Origin of the sequence: Agreia sp. Leaf283 (assembly GCF_001422485.1) — a bacterium.
In the GTDB taxonomy this organism is placed as follows: Bacteria; Actinomycetota; Actinomycetes; order Actinomycetales; family Microbacteriaceae; genus Agreia.
This window is the reverse complement of sequence record NZ_LMNF01000003.1, coordinates 72,956-98,287: the sequence shown is the minus strand read 5'-3', so window position 1 is coordinate 98,287 and position 25,332 is coordinate 72,956. Positions and strand designations below refer to the sequence as shown.

General features: G+C 67.4%; 24 protein-coding genes. 10 read left to right on the top strand and 14 right to left on the bottom strand.

What is annotated here, in order from left to right; translation table 11 throughout:
• Positions 1–2: 2 nt before the first annotated feature.
• Together gltX and ASF51_RS14070 are read right to left on the bottom strand one after the other, a co-directional pair.
• Entirely contained in the window at positions 3–1,520 is a 1,518-nt protein-coding gene (gene gltX, locus ASF51_RS14075) for a glutamate--tRNA ligase (protein ID WP_055931118.1), read from the bottom strand.
• A gap of 363 nt (positions 1,521–1,883) precedes the next feature.
• Complete coding sequence (locus ASF51_RS14070) at positions 1,884–2,654, bottom strand: fumarylacetoacetate hydrolase family protein (protein ID WP_055931115.1); 771 nt, start codon at positions 2,652–2,654, stop codon at positions 1,884–1,886.
• An 85-nt stretch (positions 2,655–2,739) separates the two neighbouring features.
• On the opposite strand from ASF51_RS14070, the gene ASF51_RS14065 reads away from it, so the two are divergent.
• On the top strand, positions 2,740–2,976 hold the full coding sequence (locus ASF51_RS14065; RefSeq protein ID WP_055931112.1) for a hypothetical protein: 237 nt from the start codon (positions 2,740–2,742) through the stop codon (positions 2,974–2,976).
• Between the two features lie 70 nt (positions 2,977–3,046).
• On the opposite strand, the gene ASF51_RS14060 is transcribed toward ASF51_RS14065, so the two are convergent.
• Genes ASF51_RS14060 through ASF51_RS14050 form a run of 3 tightly spaced genes read right to left on the bottom strand, consistent with a single transcriptional unit; the run spans position 3,047 to position 5,923 of the window.
• Positions 3,047–4,153 carry a branched-chain amino acid aminotransferase gene (locus ASF51_RS14060; protein WP_055931109.1) on the bottom strand — a complete coding sequence of 369 codons (1,107 nt, stop codon included), beginning with the start codon at positions 4,151–4,153 and terminating at the stop codon, positions 3,047–3,049.
• Positions 4,154–4,183: 30 nt separating this feature from the next.
• A complete protein-coding gene (locus ASF51_RS14055) occupies positions 4,184–5,254 on the bottom strand; it encodes a 3-isopropylmalate dehydrogenase (protein ID WP_055931106.1) in 1,071 nt (356 codons plus the stop codon).
• Between the two features lie 57 nt (positions 5,255–5,311).
• On the bottom strand, positions 5,312–5,923 hold the full coding sequence (locus ASF51_RS14050; protein WP_055931103.1) for a TetR/AcrR family transcriptional regulator: 612 nt from the start codon (positions 5,921–5,923) through the stop codon (positions 5,312–5,314).
• Between the two features lie 54 nt (positions 5,924–5,977).
• Here ASF51_RS14050 and ASF51_RS14045 point away from each other — a divergent pair, with 54 nt between their 5' ends.
• From ASF51_RS14045 to ASF51_RS14025, 5 genes are all read left to right on the top strand, one after another.
• Complete coding sequence (locus tag ASF51_RS14045) at positions 5,978–6,775, top strand: SDR family NAD(P)-dependent oxidoreductase (protein WP_055931100.1); 798 nt, start codon at positions 5,978–5,980, stop codon at positions 6,773–6,775.
• A 105-nt stretch (positions 6,776–6,880) separates the two neighbouring features.
• The gene (locus ASF51_RS14040; RefSeq protein WP_055931097.1) at positions 6,881–8,326 is read left to right on the top strand and encodes a cytosine permease; all 1,446 of its coding nucleotides are present in this window, start codon (positions 6,881–6,883) and stop codon (positions 8,324–8,326) included.
• The gene (locus ASF51_RS14035; RefSeq protein WP_055931094.1) at positions 8,323–8,775 is read left to right on the top strand and encodes a nucleoside deaminase; all 453 of its coding nucleotides are present in this window, start codon (positions 8,323–8,325) and stop codon (positions 8,773–8,775) included. The genes ASF51_RS14040 and ASF51_RS14035 overlap by 4 nt, the downstream gene beginning before the upstream one ends.
• A 28-nt stretch (positions 8,776–8,803) precedes the next feature.
• Entirely contained in the window at positions 8,804–9,412 is a 609-nt protein-coding gene (locus tag ASF51_RS14030; RefSeq protein WP_055931091.1) for a helix-turn-helix transcriptional regulator, read from the top strand.
• Positions 9,409–9,957 carry a helix-turn-helix domain-containing protein gene (locus ASF51_RS14025; RefSeq protein ID WP_055931087.1) on the top strand — a complete coding sequence of 183 codons (549 nt, stop codon included), beginning with the start codon at positions 9,409–9,411 and terminating at the stop codon, positions 9,955–9,957. The genes ASF51_RS14030 and ASF51_RS14025 overlap by 4 nt, the downstream gene beginning before the upstream one ends.
• 27 nt (positions 9,958–9,984) lie before the next feature.
• Here ASF51_RS14025 and ASF51_RS14020 read toward each other — a convergent pair whose 3' ends face one another.
• Positions 9,985–10,542: a flavin reductase family protein gene (locus tag ASF51_RS14020; protein WP_055931084.1), complete on the bottom strand. Its 558-nt coding sequence runs from the start codon at positions 10,540–10,542 to the stop codon at positions 9,985–9,987.
• A 230-nt stretch (positions 10,543–10,772) separates the two neighbouring features.
• Between ASF51_RS14020 and ASF51_RS14015 the strand changes: the two genes are divergently transcribed.
• Complete coding sequence (locus ASF51_RS14015) at positions 10,773–12,149, top strand: NtaA/DmoA family FMN-dependent monooxygenase (RefSeq protein ID WP_055931082.1); 1,377 nt, start codon at positions 10,773–10,775, stop codon at positions 12,147–12,149.
• Between the two features lie 4 nt (positions 12,150–12,153).
• Entirely contained in the window at positions 12,154–13,206 is a 1,053-nt protein-coding gene (gene add / locus ASF51_RS14010; RefSeq protein WP_055931079.1) for an adenosine deaminase, read from the top strand.
• On the opposite strand, the gene ASF51_RS14005 is transcribed toward add, so the two are convergent.
• Positions 13,177–14,727 (bottom strand): MFS transporter, encoded by a 1,551-nt coding sequence (locus ASF51_RS14005; RefSeq protein WP_157412169.1) that lies wholly within the window; start codon positions 14,725–14,727, stop codon positions 13,177–13,179. The two genes, add and ASF51_RS14005, sit on opposite strands and share 30 nt — an antisense overlap.
• Positions 14,728–14,895: 168 nt before the next feature.
• Between ASF51_RS14005 and ASF51_RS14000 the strand changes: the two genes are divergently transcribed.
• Positions 14,896–15,498 carry a TetR/AcrR family transcriptional regulator gene (locus tag ASF51_RS14000; RefSeq protein WP_082480052.1) on the top strand — a complete coding sequence of 201 codons (603 nt, stop codon included), beginning with the start codon at positions 14,896–14,898 and terminating at the stop codon, positions 15,496–15,498.
• Between the two features lie 107 nt (positions 15,499–15,605).
• On the opposite strand, the gene serA is transcribed toward ASF51_RS14000, so the two are convergent.
• Positions 15,606–17,195: a phosphoglycerate dehydrogenase gene (gene serA, locus ASF51_RS13995; protein ID WP_055931076.1), complete on the bottom strand. Its 1,590-nt coding sequence runs from the start codon at positions 17,193–17,195 to the stop codon at positions 15,606–15,608.
• 88 nt (positions 17,196–17,283) lie between these two features.
• Between serA and ASF51_RS13990 the strand changes: the two genes are divergently transcribed.
• The gene (locus ASF51_RS13990) at positions 17,284–17,685 is read left to right on the top strand and encodes a DoxX family membrane protein (RefSeq protein WP_055931074.1); all 402 of its coding nucleotides are present in this window, start codon (positions 17,284–17,286) and stop codon (positions 17,683–17,685) included.
• On the opposite strand, the gene ASF51_RS13985 is transcribed toward ASF51_RS13990, so the two are convergent.
• From ASF51_RS13985 to ilvC, 6 genes are all read right to left on the bottom strand, one after another.
• A complete protein-coding gene (locus ASF51_RS13985) occupies positions 17,682–18,053 on the bottom strand; it encodes a hypothetical protein (RefSeq protein ID WP_055931071.1) in 372 nt (123 codons plus the stop codon). The two genes, ASF51_RS13990 and ASF51_RS13985, sit on opposite strands and share 4 nt — an antisense overlap.
• A 9-nt stretch (positions 18,054–18,062) precedes the next feature.
• On the bottom strand, positions 18,063–18,581 hold the full coding sequence (locus ASF51_RS13980; protein WP_055931068.1) for a hypothetical protein: 519 nt from the start codon (positions 18,579–18,581) through the stop codon (positions 18,063–18,065).
• A gap of 29 nt (positions 18,582–18,610) precedes the next feature.
• The gene (locus tag ASF51_RS13975; RefSeq protein WP_235497264.1) at positions 18,611–19,414 is read right to left on the bottom strand and encodes a DUF1684 domain-containing protein; all 804 of its coding nucleotides are present in this window, start codon (positions 19,412–19,414) and stop codon (positions 18,611–18,613) included.
• Between the two features lie 120 nt (positions 19,415–19,534).
• Positions 19,535–23,377 (bottom strand): glycoside hydrolase, encoded by a 3,843-nt coding sequence (locus tag ASF51_RS18805; RefSeq protein ID WP_082480046.1) that lies wholly within the window; start codon positions 23,375–23,377, stop codon positions 19,535–19,537.
• Positions 23,378–23,725: 348 nt separating this feature from the next.
• Positions 23,726–24,199 carry a DUF998 domain-containing protein gene (locus ASF51_RS13965; protein WP_055931063.1) on the bottom strand — a complete coding sequence of 158 codons (474 nt, stop codon included), beginning with the start codon at positions 24,197–24,199 and terminating at the stop codon, positions 23,726–23,728.
• A gap of 19 nt (positions 24,200–24,218) precedes the next feature.
• On the bottom strand, positions 24,219–25,244 hold the full coding sequence (ilvC, locus tag ASF51_RS13960) for a ketol-acid reductoisomerase (protein ID WP_055931061.1): 1,026 nt from the start codon (positions 25,242–25,244) through the stop codon (positions 24,219–24,221).
• Positions 25,245–25,332: the final 88 nt, after the last annotated feature.

Genomic DNA, 25,332 nt, shown 5'->3' with positions numbered 1-25,332 from the left:
GCCTAGCCCAGCTTGCTCGAGAGGCGGTCGATGCGAGCGATCGACTCGGCTTTGCCCAGCAGCTCGAACGACTCGAACAGCGGCGGCGACACCTTGCGCCCCGAGGCGGCGACACGCAGCGGGCCGTACGCGACCCGCGGCTTGAGGCCGAGGCCGTCGATGAGCGCAGCCTGCAGCGCGGCCTGGATCTCGGCCGCGTTCCAGTTGCTCTCCTCGACCAGTTCGAGGGCGTTCATCGACGCACTGAGCACGAGCCCGGCATTCTCGGGAAGCCCGGCCAGGGCATCCGGCTGGTACTCGAGGTTCGCGCCCTGCACGAACAGGAAGCCGAGCATCGCCGGCGCGTCGCCCAGCAGCGCCATGCGCTCCTGCACGAGCGGCGCGGCCTTCAGCAGCAGCTGCTCCTCGTAGTCGTTGAGCGGCTCGTTCAGGATGCCGTCGCGCACGAGATAGGGAATGGTGCGGGCCGCGAAGTCGACAGGGTTGAGCAACCGGATGTGGTCGCCGTTGATCGACTCCGCCTTCTTGAGGTCGAAGCGCGCCGGGTTGGGATTGACGTCTTTCACGTCGAACGCCGCGACCATCTCGTCGATGGAGAACACATCGCGATCGTGCGTCAGCGACCAGCCCAGCAGGGCCAGGTAGTTCACGAGGCCCTCGGGAATAAAGCCGCGGTCACGATGGTGGAACAGGTTCGACTCGGGGTCGCGCTTCGACAGCTTCTTGTTGCCGTCACCCATGACGTAGGGCAGGTGGCCGAACTGCGGCACCCACTCCGCCACTCCGATGTCGATGAGCGCGTGGTACAGCGCGATCTGCCGGGGCGTCGACGAGAGCAGGTCTTCTCCGCGCAGCACGTGCGTGATGTGCATCAATGCATCGTCGACCGGGTTCACGAGCGTGTAGAGCGGGGCACCGTTCGGGCGCACGACCACGAAGTCGGTGAACGAGCCCTCGGGGAACGTGATGTCGCCGCGCACCAGGTCGGTGAAGCTCAGCTCGGTGTCGGGAACGCGTAGGCGGAGCGCCGGCTGGCGACCCTCGGCCTTGAAGGCCTCGCGCTGCTCCTCGGTGAGCGTGCGGTCGAAGTTGTCGTAGCCGAGCTGCTTGGCGCGACCGGCCGCCTCGTTGCGCGCGTCGATCTCCTCGGCGGTCGAGAAGCTCTCGTAGAGGTGGCCGGAGGCCTTGAGCTTCTCGATGACCTCGAGATAGATGTCGGTGCGCTCCGACTGGCGGTAGGGCGCGTCGGGGCCGCCGATGTCGATTCCCTCGTCCCAGTCGAGGCGCAGCCAGCGCAGCGCGTCGAGCAGCTGGCCGTAGCTCTCCTCCGAGTCGCGCGCCGCGTCGGTGTCTTCGATGCGGAAGATGAGCTTGCCGCCCGTGTGCCTGGCGTACGTCCAGTTGAACAGGGCGGTGCGGATCAGGCCTACGTGGGGCGTACCGGTGGGCGACGGGCAGAACCGGACGCGAACGTCGGTGCCGGTCGCGGTGGACACGGGGTGCAGGGAGGTATCAGACATACGCTCCTAATCCTACCGATCCTCACCGTTCCCCACCGTTTCTCACCGATCCTCACCGTTCCTCACCGTTCCCTGAGCTTGTCGAAGGGGGAAGGTGCATCGAATCTCCTCGAAAGCACACAAGGCCCTGACCTTGGGTGCGCCTGCGCCGAGTCGATGGGAGGCATCTGATCCACTCGGCGCAGAAGCACCTTCCCCGATGGACGAAGGTGCTTCTGCGACGAGTCGACGCGCAAGCCACCCGGGCAGGAACCCGGTCACACGGTGGTGAGGCGCCCTTCGACAGGCTCAGGGAACGGGCAGCGGGCTCAGGGGACGGGCAGCTGGCTCCGGGAACGGCGGGTTGGGTCAGGGAACGGCGCGTCAGCGGTTCTTGGCCGGGTTGCTCAGCAGGCCGAGTCCCTCGATCGAGACCTCGACCTTCTGTCCGTCGGTGAACGGGCCGACTCCGGCCGGGGTGCCCGTGAGGATCACGTCGCCCGGCAGCAGGGTCCACACGCTCGACGCGAACGCGATGATCTCCGGGATCGAGTGGATCATCTGGCTCGTGTTGCCGCTCTGGCGCAGCTCGCCGTCGACGCGCACCTCGATGGCGGCATCCGAGAAGTCGAACTCGGTCTCGATGACCGGGCCCAGCGGGCAGAACGTGTCGTACCCCTTCGCGCGGGCCCACTGGCCGTCGGCCTTCTGGATGTCGCGGGCGGTCACGTCGTTCGCGATCGTGTACCCGAAGACGACGTCGGCGTAGTCCTCTTTCTTCACGTCGCGGGCGATGCTGCCGATCACGATGGCGAGTTCGCCCTCGTGCTCGACCTGCGAGCTCTCACGCGGCAACTGGATGGCGTCGCCCGGCCCGATCACGGACGTGTTGGGCTTCAGGAAGATCAGCGGGGTCGTAGGCGCCTCGCCGCCCATCTCCGCGGCGTGGTCGGCGTAGTTCTTGCCGACGGCGACCACCTTGGAGCGCGGGATGACCGGGGCGAGCAGCTTGACCGTGGCATCGAGCGGAACCCGCTCTTCCGTGGTCTCGTAGCCGACGAACATGGGGTCGCCCACGAGAACGACGATCTCCGTCTCATCGACGATTCCGAATCGGGGCTCTCCCCCGCTGACCGTAAAGCGCGCAATTTTCACGCTTCCGAGCCTAGTGCGAACGCTACGCTATCGAAGGGCGAGCATCCCCTCGCCCGTCAGTGAGCAAGCCTCGAGGAGCACACCCATGTCCGACTATTCCTTCGGCGGAGCAGCCGACATCGACCGCGCCATCGGATTCCTCGTGAGCCTCGACAACGAGCAGCGCAACGCCCTCGCCGTGCTCGAGATCGACCAGGCCATCGACGAGCTGCAGGCCGAGTACGTGAAGGTTCAGGCAGACCCCGAGCACGTTCCGAGCAACGAGTTCATCGCAGCCCTCAGCGGCTACCTCGAGATGGCCGACGACCGCGAGCGCCAGTAGCGCCAGCGGCTCTGCCCTTCGACAGGCTCAGGGAACGGCCCCCTTCGACAAGCTCAGGGAACCGCGGCGCCTACGCGTCGAGGCGGGTCAGCCAGCCGTTCACGTCGGGGATGCGCCCGTACTGGATGTCGGTGAGCTCCTTGCGCAGCGACATCGTGAGCTCGCCGGCCGGAGCATCCGGATCGCCGATCACGAAGTCGGCGCCCTTCAGCGCAGCGATCGGTGTGACCACGGCCGCGGTGCCGCACGCGAACACCTCGACCACGTCGCCGGATTCGACTCCGTCGCGCCACTCGTCGAACGTCACCCTGCGGTGCTCGACGTTGTGGCCGCGAGCCTTGGCCAGCTCGATGATGCTGTCGCGGGTGACACCATCGAGGATGCTCGGTGACTCCGGAGTGACGAGCGTGCCGTCTTTCTTGACGAGGAACACGTTCATGCCGCCGAGCTCCTCGAGGTACTTGCCCTCCGACGAGTCGAGGAACAGCACCTGGGCGCAGCCGTGCTCGTACGCCTCCTCCTGGGGCAGCAGCGACGAAGCGTAGTTGCCGCCCGTCTTCGCCGCTCCCGTGCCGCCGCGACCGGCCCGGGCGTAGTCGGTCGACAGCCAGATCGACACGGGCGTCACTCCCCCGGGGAAGTACGCTCCGGCGGGGCTCGCGATCACGTAGTAGCCCACCTTCTGGGCGCTGCGCACACCGAGGAAGCTCTCGTTCGCGAACATGAAGGGCCGGATGTAGAGGCTCGTCTCGCCGCCCTCGGGCACCCACGCGCCGTCGGCCGCGATGAGCTGCTTGAGCGACTCCACGAAGTCCTCGGTCGACAGTTCGGGCAGTGCGAGGCGGCGGGCCGAGCGCTGCAGGCGCTCGGCGTTCTTCTCGGGGCGGAAGGTCCAGATCGAGCCGTCGGCGTGACGGTAGGCCTTCATGCCCTCGAAGATCTCCTGCGCATAGTGCAGAACGGATGCCGCGGGGTCGAGCAGCAGCGGACCGTACGGCACGACGGCGGCGTTGTGCCAGCCGCCGGACAGGGTCCAGTCGATCTGCACCATGTGGTCGGTGAAGTGCTTGCCGAAGCCGGGGTCGGCGAGGATGGCCTCGCGCTCAGCCTCGGCCCGCGTCGCCTCTGACGGTGTGAGGGTGAAGGTGAGGGGGAAGGTGGTGTCGAGATCGGTCATTGCGAGTTCCTTAGTCGAAAAGGTTCGGTGTCAGCGGGCGAGCGATGCGGCGACAGCGTCGCGGATGGCGTCGCCCACTGCACTCGTCGTGCGCGGGTGGTCTGCCTGCCGGGTCGCGATGTCGGCCGTCACGGCGTCGCGAACCGTGCCCGCGGCATCCGGAACCCCGAGGTGATCGAGGAGAAGTGCCACCGACAGGATCGCGGCCGTGGGGTCGGCGATCTGCTTGCCTGCGATGTCGGGCGCGGATCCGTGGACCGGCTCGAACATGCTGGGGAAGGCTCCGTCGGGGTTGATGTTGCCCGAGGCCGCCAGGCCGATTCCGCCGCTGATTGCGCCGGCCAGATCGGTGAGGATGTCGCCGAAGAGGTTGTCTGTGACGATGACGTCAAATCTAGCAGGATCGGTGACGAGGAAGATCGTGGCCGCGTCGACGTGCAGGTAGTCGACGGCCACGTCGGGGTATTCGGCCCCGACCGTGTCGACGAGCCGACGCCAGATGCCACCGGCGAAGGTGAGCACGTTGGTCTTGTGCACGAGGGTGAGCTTCTTTGCGGGGCGCGGCTGGGCCAGCTCGAAGGCGAAGCGCACGACGCGTTCGACGCCGAATGCCGTGTTGATCGAGACCTCGTTGGCGATCTCCTGCGGCGTGCCCACTCGGATGGCACCGCCGTTGCCCACGTAGGGGCCCTCCGTTCCCTCGCGCACGACCACGAAGTCGACGTCGCCCGGGTTCGACAGCGGGCTGGCGACGCCGGGGTAGATCGTGGTGGGGCGCAGGTTCACGTAGTGATCGAGTGTGAAGCGCAGCTTCAGCAGCAGCCCCCGCTCGATGTTGGCGTTCGCGAGGCGCGGGTCGCCCGGTACTCCCCCGACGGCGCCGAGAAGAATCGCGTCGTGCGACGTGATGGATGCGAGGTCGTCGTCGGTCAGCACGTCGCCGGTCTCGAGAAAACGGGTCGCCCCCAGCGAGAACTCCGTCTTCTCCACGGTGAGGCCCGCGGAGGGGGCCACGGCGTCGAGCACCTTCACGGCCTCGGCGACGACCTCGGGGCCGATACCGTCTCCGGGAATGACGGCGAGTCTGATGGTGCGCGACATAGTGCTCCTGCGTTGGATCGGTGCGGAATCGATACGTGCAAGGTTACTTGTCAAGACCTACCGGGTGGTTGCGACGTGGTGAAGCGGCGCCAGGGCGTTGTCGAGCGCGGCTTCCAGCGGCCACGCGGACCGCTCGGGTTGACTGAGCACGAGACCGCCCTGGATCGCCGCCAGAATGACGGTGGCGATCCTTTCCGAATCGGCCGACCCGTCGAGCGATCCCGCGGTCTTCATGCGCCGAACCCCGCCGGAGAGCAGCTCCCGCCACTCGCGCATCGTCGTCGCGATCGCACTCGCGAGAACGGAATCGGTGGTCGCGGCCTGCGTCGCGAGCGAGCCGATCGGACATGCCCATCGGCCCCGCGCGATGTAGTAATCGACAAGCATTCGCCGCCAGCGCTCCCAGGACTCCCATGACCCGAGATCATGAATCTCGGGCTCCTGCGCTTCGAGCAGCTGCCGCCCTTCCCATGCGGCGACCTCACGGATCAGCTCCGCTTTGCCGCCGGGAAAGTAGTGGAACAGCTGGCTCTTGCTGGTCAGGGTGGCCGCTCGCACCGTGTCGAGTGTGGTGCCGCCGATTCCGGACGCGAGGATCTGCTCTCCCGTGGCCTCGACGATCCGCTGGCGCGTCAGACGCCCTCGCTCGGTGATCTTCGACGAATCCATGTGTTCAGGGTAACTCATTGGACCAATGGGTCCAGTTAATGCTAAGAATGGACCATGAAGTCCAATACTGAAATTCTCCAATCACTTCCCACAGATACCCGCTTGGCCGGGCGCACCGCCGTCGTCACGGGCTCCAGCAGCGGAATCGGCGAAGCCATCGCCCGAGTGCTCGCCGCATCCGGGGCCACCGTCGTCATCAACGGCCGCGACGAAGCCCGCTCCTTGGCGGTCGCGAGGTCGATCATCGATGCAGGTGGCTCGGCCCATGTCGTGACAGCAGATCTGGGCGGCAGCTACGACGATCTACGCACCTTTGCCAGACTGTCCGCGGACGCGCTCGGCGGCCGAGTTGACATCCTCGTCAACAACGCCGGAATCTACCCCGCGCCGCCGACGGCGGGTCTCTCCGACGCGGACCTCGACGCGGTGCTGGCCATCAATGTGCGTGCACCCCACGTGCTCGTTGCCGAATTCGCCCCCGCGATGGCGGAGCGCGGCACCGGCTCGATTATCAATATCGGCTCGTGGATGTCCCGCGTGGGTGTTCCGTTCGGCGCCATCTACACAGCCTCCAAGGCCGCCCTAGAACAGATGACGCGCACCTGGGCGGCCGAGTTCGGGCCTCAGGGAGTCAACGTGAACACCGTCGCACCAGGCGCGACAAGCACTCCGGGCAACGCCGACAGCGCGGAGATCCTTGCAGTCATGACTGCAGCAACGGCCGCCGGCCGCCCGGTTCGGCCGGTCGACATCGCCTTCGCCGTTCGCTACCTCGCGTCGGACGAGGCGTCGTTCGTGCACGGCACCGTCATGGACATCGATGGTGGAATAGCCAATACTCGGCTCGGCTGAGACCGGCCGGGCTTGACAGGCACTTTCGTTTCGATCGTGTAAATGACCTGTAACGCGTTGTCGCAACGGAGGCCGAGGCGAGTTCGGCGGTCCTAGGCTCCGAGGATGACAGTGATCGATCCCGTGAAAACGCAACTCGTCGAGCCCGGGGGCATCGAGCCCATTCCGTCGAACAGGCGACACGGTTCGCCGTGGCAGCTGTTCGCCACGTGGACCTCGCCCAACCTCGAGTTCGCCACGATCTTCGTGGGTGTGATCGCCGTTCTCTACTTCGGGCTGAGCTTCTGGCAGGCCGTCGCGGCCGTGCTGCTGGGCAATTTCCTGGGCAGCCTGAGCCAGGGCTTCCTGTCGACGTGGGGGCCGCGCGAGGGTCTCGCCCAGATGCTGCTGGGCCGCACGGCATTCGGCTTCTGGGGCAACATCGTGCCGGCCGGGCTCAACACCGCCATGGCCGGGCTCGGCTGGTTCGCCGTCAACTCCATCAGCGGGGCCTTCGCCCTGGCCACGCTCACGGGCCTGAGCCCCGTTCTCACCCTGATCATCGTTGTGGTCGTCGAGGTGACCGTGGCCTTCGTCGGCCATGACATCGTGCAGCTCTTCGAGCGCTACGCGATGTTCGTGCTGGGCGCCATCTTCCTCATCGCCGGCATCTTCATCCTGGCCAACGCCGACACCGCGGCGCCGGCGGCCGGCGACGGCACCGACGGCTTCGGCGGCTTCGCCGGATTCATGCTCGCGGCCGGCGCTGCGTTCGGCTACACGGCCGGCTGGAACCCCTACGCGGCGGACTACACGCGCTACCTGCCCGCCGCGACGAACCGCAGAACCATCGCCGTCGCATCCGGTCTCGGCAATTTCGTGTCGACCAGTTTTCTCATGATCGTGGGCGCGGCATCCGCCACCGTCGTTCACAGCGGCCTGGCCGACGACGCCAGCCCCACCGACTCGTTCACCGCGGGCATGCCGGGCTGGATCTCGGCGATCACGCTGCTCGCCATCGCCGTGGGCGCCATCTCGGCGAACGCTCTGAACATCTACTCCGGGTCGATGTCGTTCCTCGCGATCGGGATCAAGATCCCCTTCGAGCGCCGTCGGGCCATCGTCGCGCTCGGTTTCGGCGTGCTCGGCTTCGTGATCGCGCTGCTCGCCCTGCCCGACGCTGGAGCGAGCTACGAGAACTTCCTGCTCGTGATCGCCTACTGGATCGCTCCCTGGCTCGGCATCGTTCTCGCCGACCGCTGGCTTCGCCGGGGCACGGCCGTGCTGGCACTCGTCGTCGACGAGAAGAACAAGTACCGCAACCCCGCAGGCATCATCGCGTTCGTCGTCGCGGCGGTGGTCTCGATCGGGCTCTTCTCCAACCAGGCCGTCTACGTTGGCCTCATCGTGCGGGTCGCGCCTGAGATCGGCGACCTCACAGCACTGGTCGGCTTCGTCGTCGCCGCGCTGCTGTACGTCGTCGTCTTCCGCATCATCCGGCCGGTGCTCGGGCCTCCCCTGTCGGCCGAGACGACCACGATGCCGGCCGAGCGAGTGGAGGCCTCCGCGTGATCTACGAGACCGACGCCGACAAGCTGTCCGTCGCCCGGGCCGAGGCCGAGAAGGGGGCCGCGGAAGGCGGCATCCCGATCGGCGCCGCCCTGTTCACCAGCGCAGGGGTCCTGCTCGGCAGCGGACACAACCGCCGTGTTCAAGACGGCGACGCGGCGATGCACGCCGAAACCAACGCGTTCCACAATGCCGGCCGCCAGCGCAGCTATCGCGACACGGTGATGGTCACCACACTCTCGCCGTGCTGGTACTGCTCGGGCCTCGTGCGCCAGTTCGGTATCGGTCGCGTCGTGGTCGGCGACGACCAGAACTTCTTGGGCGGGCAGGACTGGATCGCGGAGCACGGCTGCGACGTCACCGTGGTCAACGACCCCGAGCTCATCGCCATGATGGCCGAATTCATCGAGACGAATCCGGCGCTGTGGAACGAGGACATCGGCGAGGAGTAGCCTCACCCCTTTCGGTAGGATCGCAACGGTGAGCGAACGCCTTCCGGTAGACCGTGCGTCGGCGACGGATGCCCGCCCGTCGGCCGCCGAGGGTATCGGCTCCGAAGTGCGCGCGGCCCGGGTGCTGCTCGGAATCAGCATGCGCGAGCTCGCGGCTCGAATCGGCACCTCGCAGCCCTTCGTCTCGAACATCGAGAACGGTCGCATCTTCCCGAGTCTGCGCACCCTCGGCCGGCTCGCTGCAGCCCTCGAGGTTCCTGTCGCACGCCTCCTGCCCAGCAGCGACCGCGTCGAGCGCGTCGCCGCCTCGAAGATCGGGCGGGCACGCTCGCGCAGCGAGGGCCCTGTGCGACCCCTGCTGACCACGGGCGACCTCCGAGGAGTGCGGATCGAGCTCGCTCCCGGAGAGGTCGAGCGACGACCGGTGGTGCACGAGGGCGAAGAGTTCCTCGTCCTGCTCCAGGGCGTGCTCGTCCTGCTGCGGGAGGGACTCCCGCCGTTGCGAATGGAGGGCGGCGACACCCTCTGGCTGGATGGCACCGTGCCGCATCGCTTCGCCTGCCCTGAGGAGTCGGCCGTGCCGGGCTCCGCCTTCATCGCCCTCGTCGGGCGCGACGCACTGGACGCGCACTCGTGATCGCCGAGGAGTGGGAGCTCGGGGTCGGAGCCCGCGTGCGCACCGCCCGCGAGGAACGAGGGCTGACTACCCGGGCGCTCGCCAGCCTCGCGGGGCTGTCGCAGTCGCTGCTGTCAGACGTCGAGAACGGTCGCACCCTGCCCAGCGTCGCCTCGCTCTACGCGATCGCTGAGGCACTCGGAACGGGACCCGCCGAGCTGCTCCCCCAAGACGACGACAGCGCCAGGCTCACCGAGCACGGGGTGCCCCTGCCCTCCGCGGGCCCGGGCGAGGCCGTGTCGACACGGATGCTCTACGGAGCACCGGGTCGCCGCATCGAGGCGTACATGTCCAGCTATCCGCCGGGGCAGACGGATCCCGAACCTTTCCAGCACTCGGGCGAGGACATCATCATGGTGCTCGAGGGGCGCATGACGCTCACCGTCGGCGACCGCGACCAGGAACTGCGGGCGGGCGATGCCGCGTGGCTCGACTCCTCGGCTCCGCACTCCATCCAGCCCCTGGGGCGCAGTGGCGTGCGCATCATCGTGATCACCGCACGCTGAGCGGCCGGCGCTTCGCAGAGATGTCGTTCAGGCGGACGACGGCAGGGCCACGGTCGAACCCGTGTGATAGATGAGCGGTCGGGCGCTTCGATGCGCGCTCGCTCCGACGACCTCCAGCACGACCACGACATGGTCACCGGTCGGAATGGCACTCAGGATCCGACACTCGAGCCAGAGGCGCGCGCCGGAGATGAAGACCGCGCCGTCTGCCGTGCGGCCGAGCACGGATCCGTCGAACCGGTCTCCGCTGCGTGACGCGAGCCGGCGGACCGCCTCGGTATTGTTCTCCGACAGCACCGAGACGCCGATCCGTGCGGCGGTCTTCAGCGACACCCACGTCTGCGATTCACGCTGTATCGAGACGAGTGCGCACGGAGGGTCGAACGATGCTCCGACGGTCAGCGAGGTCACGATCATGCCCACCGCGCGCCCATCGACGTCGGCGCAGATCGCCGCGACGCCGGCCGGGTATTCGGCGAACATCTGCCGCACAGCCGCAGGGTCGGACGGAACGGATGGCATGGTCACCCGATCCGAGTCGTCGTCGGGCGATTCGAACTCGGCCCACGGCTGCGTCCACTCCATGGCTCTCCATTCCCGAGAGCCTTCAGAACTCACGTCTGGTCCCGAGCCTCCCGCCGCTACATTTCGCGTGCGTTACGGGGCTGAGAACGATGTGTAACAGTTATCGCGGCCTGCCGCCTGTCTGCTTTCTTAGCGTCTTTGCGCTGCTTGTAGGCCTTTGATGTCGCGTGCAATGATCGGTCTGAGATATCACCCGGATCGGGTGGCGGCATAGTCAGCAGGGAGATCGCATGGTCAAGCAACTCGTCCTCGGGGCGTTCGAGGAGTTCACTCCAAACTTCATCGCCAACGCGTGGCACCACGAGCGAGGAGACACCAGCGCGTTCGCGACGCTGGAGTTCTGGCAGGACCTGGCGGCCCGCCTGGACACCGCCGGATTCGACTTCTTCTTTCTGGCGGAGGCCATCGGCTATCCGATGAACGACGCGGGGCAGGTGCCCGAGGCCGTCATCCGCGATGCCGTTCAGTTCCCCGTGCACGATCCGCTCGCGCTGATCTCCGGACTCGCGACCGCCGCCCCGCGCATCGGCTTCGTCGCAACGGCATCGACGACGGCCCAGCACCCGCTGCTCAACGCCCGCACCTTCACCACCCTCGACCACCTCACCGGTGGACGGATGGGCTGGAACATCGTCACGAGCGACAACCAGCAGGCGCTCGTGCGCCTGCTCGGCCAGACGGATGTGACGCCGCACGACGAGCGCTACGCCCGCGCGACCGAATTCGTCGACCTCTCCCTGAGGCTCTGGGAGGAGGCCTGGGACGACGGGGCGGTCCTCGCAGACAAGGCGACCCGCACGTTCTCCGATCCCGCGAAGGTGCACCGCATCGAGCACCAGGGCAAATATTTCCGGTTCGACGGCTACTTCCCCGCCACTCCGTCGCCGCAGCGCACCCCCACCCTCTTCCAGGCCGGAACCTCAGCGGCCGGCACCGCCTTCGCCGCCCGCTATGCCGAATGCGTGTTCACTCAGGACAGGGAAACCGCGCGACTGAAAGCGACCGTTGCCCGCCTGCGAGCCCAGGCCGTCGCGGCAGGCCGACCGGCCGACTCCGTCAAGATCATCAACGGGGCGAGCTTCGTCATCGCCGACACGGTGGAGGAGGCGCAGCGCCTGCGGGCGGAGCTCAACGCCACCCCCACCAGGGAGGCGACCGCAGCCCTGTTCCTCGGCTGGTCCGGAGTCGACCTCGGCGCCCTCGACCCCGACGCCACACTCGACTCCGTCTCGACCGAGGTGGGCCACACCATGATCGAGATGTGGCGGAATCCGAATGGCACGAGCCCGACCGTCGGCGAGATCCTCGACTCGCTCGCATCCACTTTCGGCGGGATGCGCTTCACCGGAACTGCCGAATCGATCGCGACCGAAATCGCGACTCTTGTGGAGGAGACCGACATCGACGGGTTCCTCGTCGAGAACTGGTACGGCGGCTACGAGGGCTACCGCGACTTCGTCGAACAGCTGATGCCTGTTCTGCAAGAGCGAGGGCTTCTGCCCGACGTCGCCCGGTCAGGCACCCTCCGCAGCATGCTGACCGGAGAGCCCGACGTGCCGGAGTGGCACCCTGCCCGCGCCGTACGCGGCGCCCAGAGCGGCGCCTGAGGCGATGGACGAGCCCCTCGACGGCGCCACGGAGGCGCTCCTCCTCGCGCTGCCCAAGGTCTCTCTGCACAATCACCTCATCGGCGCCGTGTCGGCCCAAACCGTGCTCGATCTCGCCCGCAAACACGACGTCGTCCTCGACGGCGGTCGTGACGCGGAGTCACTGTACGACCACGACTCCTATGAGGACCTCGACGAATTCCTGCGCGTCCTCGATGTGGCCGGTTCGGTCATGCGCGACGCCGACGACTTCCGAAGAGTCGCCTTCGAGACCCTGACCGACGGAGGGGCCGCACTCGGCGTCGTGCACCGAGAGATCTTCCTCAGCCCACCGGGGCACCCGGGCGTGCCGTATCGCACGATCGTCGACGGAGTGCTGGCGGGAATGCGCGAAGCCGAGGCGGAGACCGGCATCACCAGCCGAATGGTGATCGGCCTCAACCGCAACGACTCCGCGGCGGCCGCCGTCGAGCTGGTCGAACAGGTGATCGAGTACCGCATCGACGAGGTCGTGGGCATCGGGCTCGACTATTCCGAGCTGATCGGACCTCCGGCGCGGTTCGTCGAGGCATTCCGGCTCGCCGGCCGCTCGGGGCTCCACCGCACCGCCCACTCCGAGAGCGGCCCGCCCGCGAACATCGAGGTCATCCTCGACGAGCTCGGCGGAGAGCGGATCGACCACGGCTACCACGTCGTCGACGACGACCGGATCACGGCGCGATGCGTCGACGAGGGCATCACCTTCACCTGCACACCCGTGAGCTCGGACATCGGCCGGTACTCCGGAAGCGGCGACGGCTCCCACCGTCGGATCGCGCAGATGGTCGACGCGGGCCTGCGCATCACCATCGACTCCGACGACCCGCCGATGTTCGGCACCGACGCCGTCAACGACTTCCGGGCGCTGGCCCGCGCCCTCGGCTACGGCCTGCCCGAGTTCGCCGGCTTCACCCGGAACGCGGTGAGTGCGGCCTGGCTGGATGACAGCGATCGAGCGACCCTGAATCGGGCCGTCGAGTCGCGGCTGTCAGCCCTCGGAGCGCACCCGGCGCAGTGACACGAGCGCCAGCACGATGGCCAGCGCCATGAGCCCGACCCCGATCCCCGAGGTCAGCACCACGCCGCTGTCGAACGACTCACGGGCCGACTCGAGCAGCCGGTAGCCTGCGGGCCCACCGATCGACTCCGCCACCGAGACGGCGCCGCCGAGCGTCTCGCGCGCGGTCGCGGCGTTCTCGTCGGCCAGCCCGGCGGGCAGGGTGACCCCGGCCCGGTAGGCGGCGGTCAGGATGCTGCCCAGCACGGCCGTGCCGAGCACGGCTCCCAGCTCGTACGACGTCTCGGACACTCCGGATGCCGCGCCGGCCTTGTCGGCGGGCACCGACGAGATGATGAGGTCGTTCGAGATCGTCTCTGCCGCGCCGATTCCGAGACCGAGCACCGCGAAGGCGATCGCCAGCGTGGTCTCGGTCGCCTCTTGACCGGTGACCATGATGATCGCGTATGCCGCACCGGCCAGCGCGAGCCCCGTGGCGACCACGAAGCTCGGCCTGACCAGGCGCACGATCGGCACGACCACGAGGCCGGCGACGATCATGACGATGAGCCCGGGCACCAGGGCGAAGGCGGCGTCGAGCGGGCTCAGTCGCAGGACGAGCTGCAGGTGCTGCGAGACGAAGAAGAGGAAACCCACCAGCGAGAAGACGCTCACGAGGTTGATCAGCACGGCGCCGGTGAAGGCCCCACGACGGAACAGTCTCATGTCGAGCATCGGATTCTCCCGATTCAGCTGCCTCCGCACGAACAGGACTCCCGCCGTCACGCCGACGAGCACGAGCAGCATCTGCGACCACTCGAAGCCGTGCGTCGCGAACTCCTTGATCGCGAAGACGATCGGCACGAGCGTGACCATCGTGAGGCCGATGCTGACGAGGTCGATGCGGCCCGGGTTCGGATCGCGCGACTCGGGGACCAGCAGCGGCGCGAACACGAGAAGAGGAATGAGCACGGGCACGGCGATGAGGAAGACGGAGCCCCACCAGAAGTGCTCGAGCAGGATTCCGCCCACGATCGGGCCCAGGGCCGATCCTGCGGCGAACCCGGCCGCCCAAATGGCTATGGCCAGCCGACGCTGCTCGCGATCGAGGAAGATGCTGCGCAGCAGGGAGAGCGTCGACGGCATGAGCATGGCGCCGAAGAAGCCCAGGCCGACCCGCGCGAGGATCAGCAGTTCGGCCGTGGGCGCGAAGGCGGCCACGATCGACACGAGAGCGAAGCCCGTGGCGCCGATCAGCAGCAGCCGACGGCGACCCCAGCGGTCGCCGAGGTTGCCCATCGCGACGAGGAGGCCGGCGAGCACGAGCGGGTAGGCATCGATGATCCAGAGCTGGGCCGCGGCAGACGGGCGGAGCGACTCGGAGATGACGGGCAGGGCGAAGCTCAGCACGGTGTTGTCGACGCTCGAGATGAGCACGGGCAGCATAAGAACGGCCAGCGCGAACCAGTTGCGAACGGATGCGCGGGGCGGCCGCCCGTCGTCGGTGCGCAGGGCGGCTGTGGGTGTGGTGAGGAGAGCCATGATCTGAGTTCTTCGTTTCGATTCGAGAAGTGGTGCATATTCACTATACCGTCCAGTCGGTACAGTGGCTATCTCCTCAACGGATGGACCCCTACCGTCATTCCCGAAAGCGTAAGGAAATCGTGCGGGGTGATACCCCGGGCTGCCGGGGCGGCTACCATCGAAGCGATGCCCGACACCCCAGAGAACCCGCCGATCGACGCCGCCGCGCCCGCCTCGGCATCCACGCGCGACCGAATCATCGATGCTTTCGCCGAGCTATTGGGCGCGAACGGCGAACGCGCCGCGACCCTCGATGCCGTCGCCGCCGCCGCGGGAGTGTCCAAGGGCGGCCTGCTCTACCACTTCGGCTCGAAAGAGGCCTTGGTCGAGGGCGTACTGGAGCGCCTGGCCACTCTCGTGGAGCGCGACGTCGCGGCCATCCGGTCGTCGCCGTCGGGGCCGGTGGCTCACCTGATCCGCACATCCATGGCCACGGGCAGCGCACTCGACAAAGCGCTCGTCGCCACGTCGCGCCTGGCTCAAGCGTCGAACTCGACGGCACGCGACGCCCTGCGGGCCGCGAACGATGCCTGGTACGGCATCGTGCTCGAGAGCACGGGCGACCCGGTGCTCTCGCGAGCGATCATGCTCATCAGCGACGGGCTCGCCTACGGCTCGGCTTTTCTGCCCGGGTCGTCGACTCCCGAGACGGCCGAGCTCTCGGCGTCGGACATCGACGACCTCGTCGACCTCATCACCGAGGTCACGGCCCAGCGCGCGGGGCACTGAGCCTATCGTTCCCTGAGCCTATCGTTCCCTGAGCCTGTCGAAGGGCCCGCGGGCGCGATTCGACAAGCTCAGCGAACGGGCTCCGCTTCGACAAGCTCAGCGAACGGCTACTCCGTGAGGTCGATCTCCTGCAGCGAGTCGGCGTCGATGGCCGTGCGCAGCTTCTCGAGCAGTTCCTCTGGGGCGGGCGAGTCGACGGTCAGCACGCTGAGCGCCTTGCCGCCGGCCACGTGGCGAGCGATCTGCATTCCGGCGATGTTGATGTCGGCGTCGCCGAACTCCTTGCCGTAGATCGCTACGATGCCGGGGCGGTCGTCGTAGGTCATCACGATGAGGTGCTCCGCGAACGGGACCTCGACGTCGTAGCCGTTGATCTCGACGATCTTCTCGATCTGCTTCGTGCCGGTGAGAGTGCCCGACACCGAGATCTGCGATCCGTCGCTCAGCGCGCCCTCGAGCGTGATGAGGTTGCGGTACTCCTCCGACACGGACTCGGTGATCAGTCGAGCAGTCACGCCGCGCTGCTCGGCGAGCAAGGGAGCGTTGACGTACGACACCGTCTCGCTGACGACGTTCGTGAAGATGCCCTTGAGCGCGGCCAGCTTGAGGACGCTCACGTCGAAGTCGACGATCTCGCCGCGCACGATCACATCGACGCTCGTGAGCGGGCTGTGCGCAAGACCGGAGAACACCTGGCCGAGCTTCTCGACCAGGGGGATGCCGGGTCGGACCGTCGGGTCGATGACTCCGCCGGCGACGTTGACGGCATCCGGAACCAGCTCGCCCGACAACGCGAGGCGAACCGACTTCGCGACCGAGACGCCCGCCTTCTCCTGCGCCTCATCGGTGGATGCGCCCAGGTGGGGCGTGACCACGACGTTCGGCAGGGCGAGCAACGGCGAGTCGGTGGGCGGCTCGCTGACGAACACGTCGAGTCCAGCGCCCGCGATGGTTCCCGCGGTGAGCGCGCGGTGGAGCGCGGCTTCGTCGATGAGGCCGCCGCGTGCGACGTTGACGATGAACGAGGTGGGCTTCATCAGCGCCAGCTGCTCGTCGCTGATCATGCCCGTGGTCTCGGGGGTCTTCGGCATGTGGATGGTGATGAAGTCGCTCTGCGCGAGCAGCTCGTCGAGGCTGAGCAGCGTGACGCCCAGCTGCTGGGCGCGGGCCGAGGTGACGTAGGGGTCGTAGGCCACGACGTTGGTGCCGAACGCCTGCATGCGGGCGGTGATCAACGCACCGATGCGGCCGAGGCCGATGATGCCGATCGTCTTCTCGTAGAGCTCGACGCCCGTGTAGGCGCTGCGCTTCCACTTGCCGTCGGCCAGGGCCGAATGCGCGGCCGGGATGTGACGGGCGAGGCTCAGGATGTGACCGACGGTGAGCTCGGCGGCCGAGATGATGTTGGAGGTGGGCGCGTTGACCACCATGACGCCGGCCGCGGTAGCCGCCTTGATGTCGACGTTGTCGAGGCCGACACCTGCGCGGGCCACGACCTTGAGCCTGGGAGCGGCGGCGATCGCCTCGGCGTCGACCTTGGTTGCGCTGCGCACGAGGATGGCGTCGGCGGTGGCCAGCGCACTCAGCAGTGCGGGCCTGTCTGTGCCGTCGACGTTCACCACATCGAAGTCGGGGCCGAGGGCATCGACGGTGGCGGGCGACAGTTCTTCGGCGATCAAGACAACCGGTTTCGACACGGAGCGATCCTTCGGTTTGGCTCTGTAAAGAGGATTTCCGCGGGACTGCGCGGCCAGAAACCATATTAGAGGCAGGCACAATGGGGTGATGACCGATGCGACTCTGACCGTAATAGTGACGATCGTTCGCATCATCATCGCCGTGGTCTTCATCGGCATGGGCATCAATCACTTCGTGCCGAAGTCCGCGCGGGTGATGGCCAAGATGATTCCGCCGGCACTTCGCCGCGAGGGCCTGCTCAGTCCGCTGAACCTGGTCTACCTCACGGGCGCCTGCGAGATCGCGGGAGGCATCGGCCTGCTCGTGCCGCAGACGAGGCTCGCTGCCGGCATCGCGCTCGTCGTGTTCCTGGCAGCCGTCTTCCCCGCCAACGCGTATGCGGCCGCGAATCGGGAGCGCTTCGGAACCCTCGCCATCCCGTTCTGGCCTCGGCTCGCGGGCCAGCTCGTGCTGGCCGCGCTCATCATCTGGGTGGCCGTCGCCGCCTAGAGCCCGCCGAGCAGGAGCGACTCGAGGTCGGCCTTGATCACCATGGCGACGGCGAGCGCGACGAGGAAGACGACGGCCTTCGCCCAGGCCGGCAGCCTCCACCCGACGAGGAAACCCAGGCCGTAGGTGACGATGGGCGCGGCGATCGATCCGATGAAGACCAGCCACGATACGCCGGAGAGCGCGAACCCGAAGGTGGCGATGGCCTCGAACAGATTGGCCACGCCGACCCAGACCCAGATGGCCGAGATGAGCGCGAAGAGCAGCGCGACGCCCCATCCGGCCTTCTTCGAGAAGCTGAGCTCGCGGAAGCCCGGCTTGGCGGCGGTGCCGGCGGAGTTGCGCGGTGTGGTGGTGTTGTCGGTCATGGTGACGTCCTACGCTCCCTGGATGAAGGGCCAGGGCACGAGCACGAAGACTCCGAGCAGCAGCCAGCCGAGGCGGGATCGCCAGGTTCTCCTCTGGGTCAGCAGCAGGGTGGACACGAACCACAGCGGTGCGGCCGCGATCGAGAGGAACTGGCCGATTCTGAAGCAGACCTCGAGGAAGAGACTGTCGAGAGGAAAGAAGGTGACGGTCGTGCGGGCGACGACGATGGCCCATCCGATCGTGTAGAGCAGATAGACGCCGCCGAGGATTCCGAGGGTGATGAGGGCGGCAGAGCTGAGCTGCGCAGATGCCTTCTCGGCCGCGGCGAGCTCGGCCTCGACCTCGGCGTCTTCGGCCAGTTCGGCCTGCTCCAGAACCGTGGGAGCTTCAGCCGGTGCCGTGGGTGCCGCCGACGTCGCCGCCGGAGAAGGCGCCGCGGGGGCGGTGCCGGCCTGGATGGGCGGGGTCAGCGTGGGGTCGTCGTCGCCGGCCCAGTGCAGGGCATCGTCATCGCGGCTCGTCGTCATGTACGCAAGATTAGCCGCCCACCCAGTGGCTAGACCGACAGGACGCGCTTCTCCCCCGCATCGACGGGGAACACGAAGCGGTTCTGCTGCGGAGGCATGGGGCAGTTGAACCAGTCCGAGAATCCGCACGGCGGAATGTAGGCACGGTTGAAGTCGAGCTCGACCGTGCCGTCGCGGCGGGGGCGCACGGCGAGAAACCGGCCGACGTCGTAGGTCTCATCGCCGGTCGTGAGGTCCTGGAAGACCAGCAGCAGCTTTCCCTCGTCTTCGAAAGCGGCAAGCGTGCGGGACTGCCCGCCGATCACCACATCGATGTCGCCCGGAAGAACCTCGTCGCGCAGTCGTCCGTCGTCTTTGATGTGCTCGATGCCGATCGCGCGCTTCTCGGTGGGGGTGAACGTTCCCTCGAGAACCCACTCGGGGGTGAAGTCGTAGGCCGAGATGCGGTCGAAGCTCTCGGCCTTGGGGTTCGCCGGATCCCACACGCGCACGATGTAGTGGCCCTCGAGGCCCGGGTACACCGTTCCCGTCACTCCTCCACCGAACGTCAGCGTGGAGGGAACGACGGTGTCCGATCCGGCGATGTCGACAGTGCCGTCGACAAGATCACCGTCGACCCGGATGCCGTCGGTCGCGACCGCGGTCACCCGCACGCCGCCACCGCCGGGGCGAGGCGCCCAGACGCCGGGAACCCCGTCGATCTCCCGCTCGGAGTCGATCTCGGTCGTGCTCACCAGGGCGAGCGGCCCCTGTGGCGAGGTCACGTAACGGTGGCGTGCCTGCCGGAATCGGAGGAAATCGGCTTCGGCGGCAGAAGTGGAGGGTGTGGTCACGGAGTCCATGATCCTCCCAACAGGCGAACCGCCGCACAGATTCCCGCCCGCGCGACGAAGGAGTCGGCGTATCGAGACCACTCGCGACGTGATCTCGATACGCCCGTTCCCCGTTCCTCGCTACTCGACCAGCGAGCTACGCCGACGCCTCACCGCGGTGAGTGCGACTCCCACCGCCAGCAAGAGTCCTCCCGCGCCCAGCGCGAGGCTCCACGACGGGTCGACACCGGTGCGGGCGAGGGCGCCCCCACCCGTTCCCGCTGCATCGGAGACATTCACCGACGGCTTCGTCGAACCGGATGCGGGCTCGCCCGTTCCCGGCTGCCCCGTGCCCGCGGCCGCGATGACCACCGTTCTCGAGTCGGCGCTGGCGGTCGAGTACCCCTCGGCCACCGCGGTCGCCGTCACTGCGATCGAGGCGCCGACATCGGTCGCAGTCGGCGTGTATTGCGCGGAGACGGCTCCCTCGATGAGCTCGCCGTTCCTCGTCCAGGCGTATGACAGAGCAGCATCGGCGGGGTCCACCGTCGCGGTCGCCACGAGTTCGGATCCGACGACACCGTCGCCCAGGATGACGGGTGCCACCGTCACCGTGCGGGGGAAGCTGACGGTGTAGCGCGAGACCGTCTCGCCGTCGGCGGCCGTAACCGTGACGTTTGCTGCGGCATCCGGGCCCACGGCCGACGTCGGCTGGGTGATCTCGACCGTCGCCGCGGTGTCGACGGGTGAGGCCGTGACGACAGGCAGAGCCGAGCCCGAGAGGGGCACGGCATACTCCAGGGTCGACCCGTCGAAGCCGTCGACAGCCGTTCCGTTCACGGAGAGCCGCGCGAGATCGGACACGGAGGCCACGCCCGAGGCCAGGGCGAAGATCTGCACCTCCGAGACGATCATGTGCGTGTTCGGGTAGGCCGTGAGCACCACGCGCAGCTGAGCTGTCGAGATGCCCGACAGGGGCACGTCGACCACCGGTGCGGACCCGTCGGCTGGCGTCTCGACGGTCGTCGGAGAACCGGGAACCGTCGTCCACGCACCGGAGGCATCCGTGTACTGCACGGTGATCTCCGACGCCCAGCTGGTGGTTCCGCCGTCTTTGTAGAAGTAGACCTTCGCGTGAGTCAACGGCATCGACGAGCCGAGGTCGTAGCTCAGGGTGTCCGAGGTCGACTTGGTTCCGCTGCGCCAGTTCGACCAGCCTTTGTCGCTCGTGACGTCGTTGCGCGTGTTGTCTACGGGATAGCCGGACTCCGTCGACGTCGCCTGTGCCGTCGTCGACGGCAGCGGGGCCACGTTCGTCTCGCCGGGCTCCGTCAGGATCACCGACAGTGTGGCCGCGAGCGGCTCTGCCGAGGGGTCGTTCGACTGTGCCGAGCCGGGAACGGTGACGACGCCGACCGACGCCAGGCTCTCGGTGGTGACGGCATCGAAGTCCCACGAGACGGGGGCGTCGAACCTGTTGCTGCTCTGCCCGATCCGTGCCGGAACCGTGGCGGGCGCCGCGGCGATCACCGCCTCACGTGACACACCGGCGTAGCTCGTCAGCGAGACGGGGTCGGTCGACACGAACCCGCCGACCTCGACGGTCGCCGACAGATCGGTGAATGCCGTGCCGAAGAGGTCGGTGCCGGAACCCGGGATGGTCAGCGGACCGGCGTTCCAGTCGACGCCCTCCGTGTTCCAGGTCACCGCGACCGGAGCCCCGGGCCCGGAGTTGTAGAGAGGCGTCACCGTGGCGGGGAGCTGGGCGGGAATCCCCGCGATGGTGCTCACGACCACGGGGGCGAAACCGGAGAGTGTCGTGTCCTGGAACGACCATGCCTGATTGGCGCCGCCGTTCGACGAGTACACGTTCACGGGAGCGCCCTCGGCCGTCGATCCACCGGGCACTTCGAGCGCCTGGGGAGAGGCGGCATTCACCAGACTCCATGTCGCGCCGTCGGTCGTCGTCAGAATCCACTGCTGCGACGGCGTCGCCGCCGCGTTCTCCCGCGTCGAATCGACGAGCAGCGTTCCCTGACTGTCGGCTGCCAGCACGAGACCCGATGCGCTGCGCAGAACGTAGCGCTCAGCGTTAGAGGTGCCGTTGGTCACCTTCTCGGCGGTCCAGACCTGCGAGCCGGCCGTCTCGGTCGTCGCGGCCAGGGCCGTGATCGTCGCGCCCGGGGTGGAGCCGGCGGGAGCGCCCGTGTTCGCCGTGATGGCCTTGCCGCTCTGCTTGCCGACAATGCGGTAGGTGTGCCCGTCTTCGAGGGGCGAGGCGCCCTGAGCGATGCCGCTGACACCGTCGATCACGAAGGTGCTGACCGACTTCGCGGGAACGGTCACGACGGCCGTCTTCGACGCGAGGTCGATCGCGACGGGGGCGCCCTCGATGAGAGCGTTCTTCGTCGTGTCGTCGGCGGGAGACTCGGTCGTCACGATCGGGGTCAGCGTTGCACCCGGGGCGATCGCTCCGAACTTCGAGAGGTCGACCGTGATCGTGCGTGCCGTCGAATCACTGTTGGCGTGAACGAGGGTGACCCCGGATCCGTCTGCCGACACGGCCGAGGTCGTCTGGGCGTTGGTCGAGGGAATGATGTGGTCGCCCGGGTGGATGTAGTGCGTGAAGTTGCGGAGGGTGTTGTACTTCGCGTTGGTGACGATCTTGCACGACGGATCGGCGTCGCCGTCGGCCAGGCGACGAACGGAGTTCCCATCGGCGTTGCAGTCGAAGTCGATGAGCACACTGCCCCAGTTCAACTTCTCGACCTTCTGCATGTTGTAGTAGTCCTCGACCGGCTGCCACAGCACCCAGGCCGACGGCTCGAGCTCACGCAGGTCGTCCATGACGCGGGTGGCCATGCCGATGCCGTTGTTCATATTGGTCTGGTTGTTCACGCCGGTACCGTCCCAATCGCCCTCGATCTCGCTCATCCAGAGCGGCTTGTCGGCCGTCTTGGCGATGTCGCGCACGTTGACGCGACCGGAGGTGCCGTAGGTGTGCACGTTCAGCTGCGACACCGAGTCCTTCGCCTCCTGGGTCCAGCCGTTCCAGTTCGTCACGAAGGTGCCCGGGTTCGTCTCGTCCATGGCCGAGATCGTCGCTGTGGTCGTCGTGTCGCTCTTGGCCAGCTCGGCCGCCAGCGCCTTGACGACGGCGTCCTGCATCGCGGGGCCGACGTGGGCGCCCTCCTGGCCGCCCTTCTTCGGCCACCCGGTGGCGGGGTCGATGGTTGTGCCCCAGTAGTTGGTGTTGGGCTCGTTGACGGGCTCGATCGTGTCGAACGAGATGCCTTCCTCGTTCTCCACGGTCTGGGCCGCGGTCTTGAGGTACGTGGCGAAGTCTTCGACCGCCGACGGCTTGAGTTGCTCGGCGCTGGAGTCGAAGCCGCCGGAGACGTATCCGCTCTCGGTCATGAAGTAGGGCGGGGAGTTGCTGAAGGCCTCCCATTTGGTGATCTTGTCCTTCAGCGCACTCACCCACCACCGCTGGGTCTTGTCGGCGTCGAGGTTGTACGCGTCGGGATCGCTTGCGTCCCAGGCCGCTGCGTACGCATCACGGTCGGCATACGTGGATGTCACCTCGGGACTGCCTGCGGGAGTCGCGAGGTCGGGGTTCCACCACCCCTCGACCGCACCACCCGCCCGCAGGTACGGCGGCACGTCCGTGGCGTTGCCGCCGCCGATGTTGTAACGGGCGATGTTCAGGTTCAGACCGTCTTCTCCGAACACCTTCTCGAGCAGTTCCTGACGCATGCTGTCGGGGTACCCGCCGGTGGCGTTGGCGAACCAGACGAGGCTCGTTCCCCAGCCTTCGAAGGACTCCCCCTGGTAGGCGGGGTTCGGCGTGATCGTGATCGGTGTCGACTCGGCAGCACTGGCGGATGGCGCCGCCGTCGCGCCCACTCCGAGTGTCAGGGCACCGAGAGCCAGGGCCGTGGTGGCCGCGAGCACGCGTCTCTTCAGGGGTGACGTCTTTGTCATGGATGGACCTTTCCTCCGTTGGAAATGCCGATACTCACGGGAGCCCTCGGCGCAATCGTGTTAACGCAAACACTGAGGTAAATTCAGGGATGTTTACGCAAACATCTCATCGAGTATGCCGAGCCACAGCGTCGCGTGTCAACAGCCTCGGCGTGTCGCCGGAACGTCTGCGTCACGCGGCCGACAGCCGCGAGGTGCAGCAAACAGCCCCTTCGGATGCCCGGGAACGGCCATTCGCCACACCTCACGGAGTCGCGCCGAGCCTTTCTCGAGCCGCACGCGCTGAAGTGCGGAGAATGGCCGCCTCAGGACGGGGCGAAGCGGCCGTACTCCGCACCTCAGCACACCTCAGCGGCGGAAGGAGCGGCGCGCACCCCAGCACACGACGAACGCCCATCCGAGGATGCCCGCCAGGCACACGCGCTCGGTGAGACCGAGGACAGACGGAGCCCAGGCGATCGACACGGCCAGCAGCACGAGCCCGACGGCGGCGAGCGCCACGAAGCCGGTGGCCGCACGCCTCACCCGGGCCAATCGCCCAGCGTCGCGCATCCAGACCGCCAGCAGCAGCATGCCCGCCAGGGCGCACAGGAAGCCGGTCGTCGCGAATGCCACGTGCACCGCGCCCGTCGTGGTGGTGGGCGCGATGCCGAACTCGCCCACCGCCAGATTGCTCTCGGCATCCGAGATCACGCTGTAGTGCGGCGGAAGGGACTGCAGCACGACGTCGACGGCGATGTACAGCACAACGAGCGCCATGCCGAGAACGGCGACGCCTCGCATGAACGGCGATGGCCGCCCCGACACAGTCGGGGCGGCCATCGATTCGAGAGTCAGAAGACTAGCGTGCGGCGGAGCCGTCGGTGTAGTCGGCGTCCTGCTGCTTCCACGCGAACAGGGCGCGGAGCTCCTTGCCCGTGGCCTCGATGGGGTGCTGGGCACCCTTCTCGCGCAGCGCGAGGAACTCGGGGGCTCCCGCGTCCTGGTCGTCGATGAAGCGCTTGGCGAACGCGCCGTTCTGGATGTCGGCGAGAACGGCCTGCATGTTCTCCTTGACGTCGGGCGTGATGACGCGCGGGCCCGAGACGTAGTCTCCGTACTCGGCCGTGTCGGAGACGCTCCAGCGCTGCTTGGCGATGCCGCCCTCCCACATGAGGTCGACGATGAGCTTGAGCTCGTGCAGCACCTCGAAGTAGGCGATCTGCGGCTGGTAGCCGGCCTCGGTCAGGGTCTCGAAGCCGTACTGCACGAGCTGCGAGACGCCACCGCAGAGAACGGCCTGCTCACCGAACAGGTCGGTCTCGGTCTCTTCGGTGAACGTGGTCTTGATGCCACCGGCGCGCAGTCCGCCGATCGCACGCGAGTACGACCAGGCGAGGTCCCATGCGGAGCCCGACGCGTCTTTTTCGACGGCGACGATGACGGGAACGCCACGGCCGGCCTCGTACTCGCGGCGCACGGTGTGGCCCGGGCCCTTGGGTGCGACGAGGATGACGTCGACGCCATCCGGTGCCTGGATGTAGTCGTAACGGATGTTGAAGCCGTGACCGAAGACGAGGGTCGCGCCCTGCTTCAGGCTGGGGGCGATGTCGTCGCGGTAGATGTGGCGCTGGAACTGGTCGGGAGCGAGCAGCACGATGACGTCGGACTGCGCGGTCGCCTCGGCGACGCTGAGAACCGTGAAGCCGGCCTCCTGCGCCTTGGGGATCGACTTCGATCCTTCCTTCAGGCCGATGACGACGTCGACGCCGGAGTCGCGCAGGTTGAGCGCGTGGGCGTGGCCCTGCGAGCCGTAGCCGACGACGGCCACCTTCTTGCCCTGGATGAGCGAGAGGTCTGCGTCTTTGTCGTAGAAGATTTCGGTCACTTTATTACTGCTCCTTGTTGTGTGGGTGTTCGGTGGCCGTTCCCTGAGCTCGTCGAAGGGCTGTCCTCGACGGGTTCCCTTCGACAGG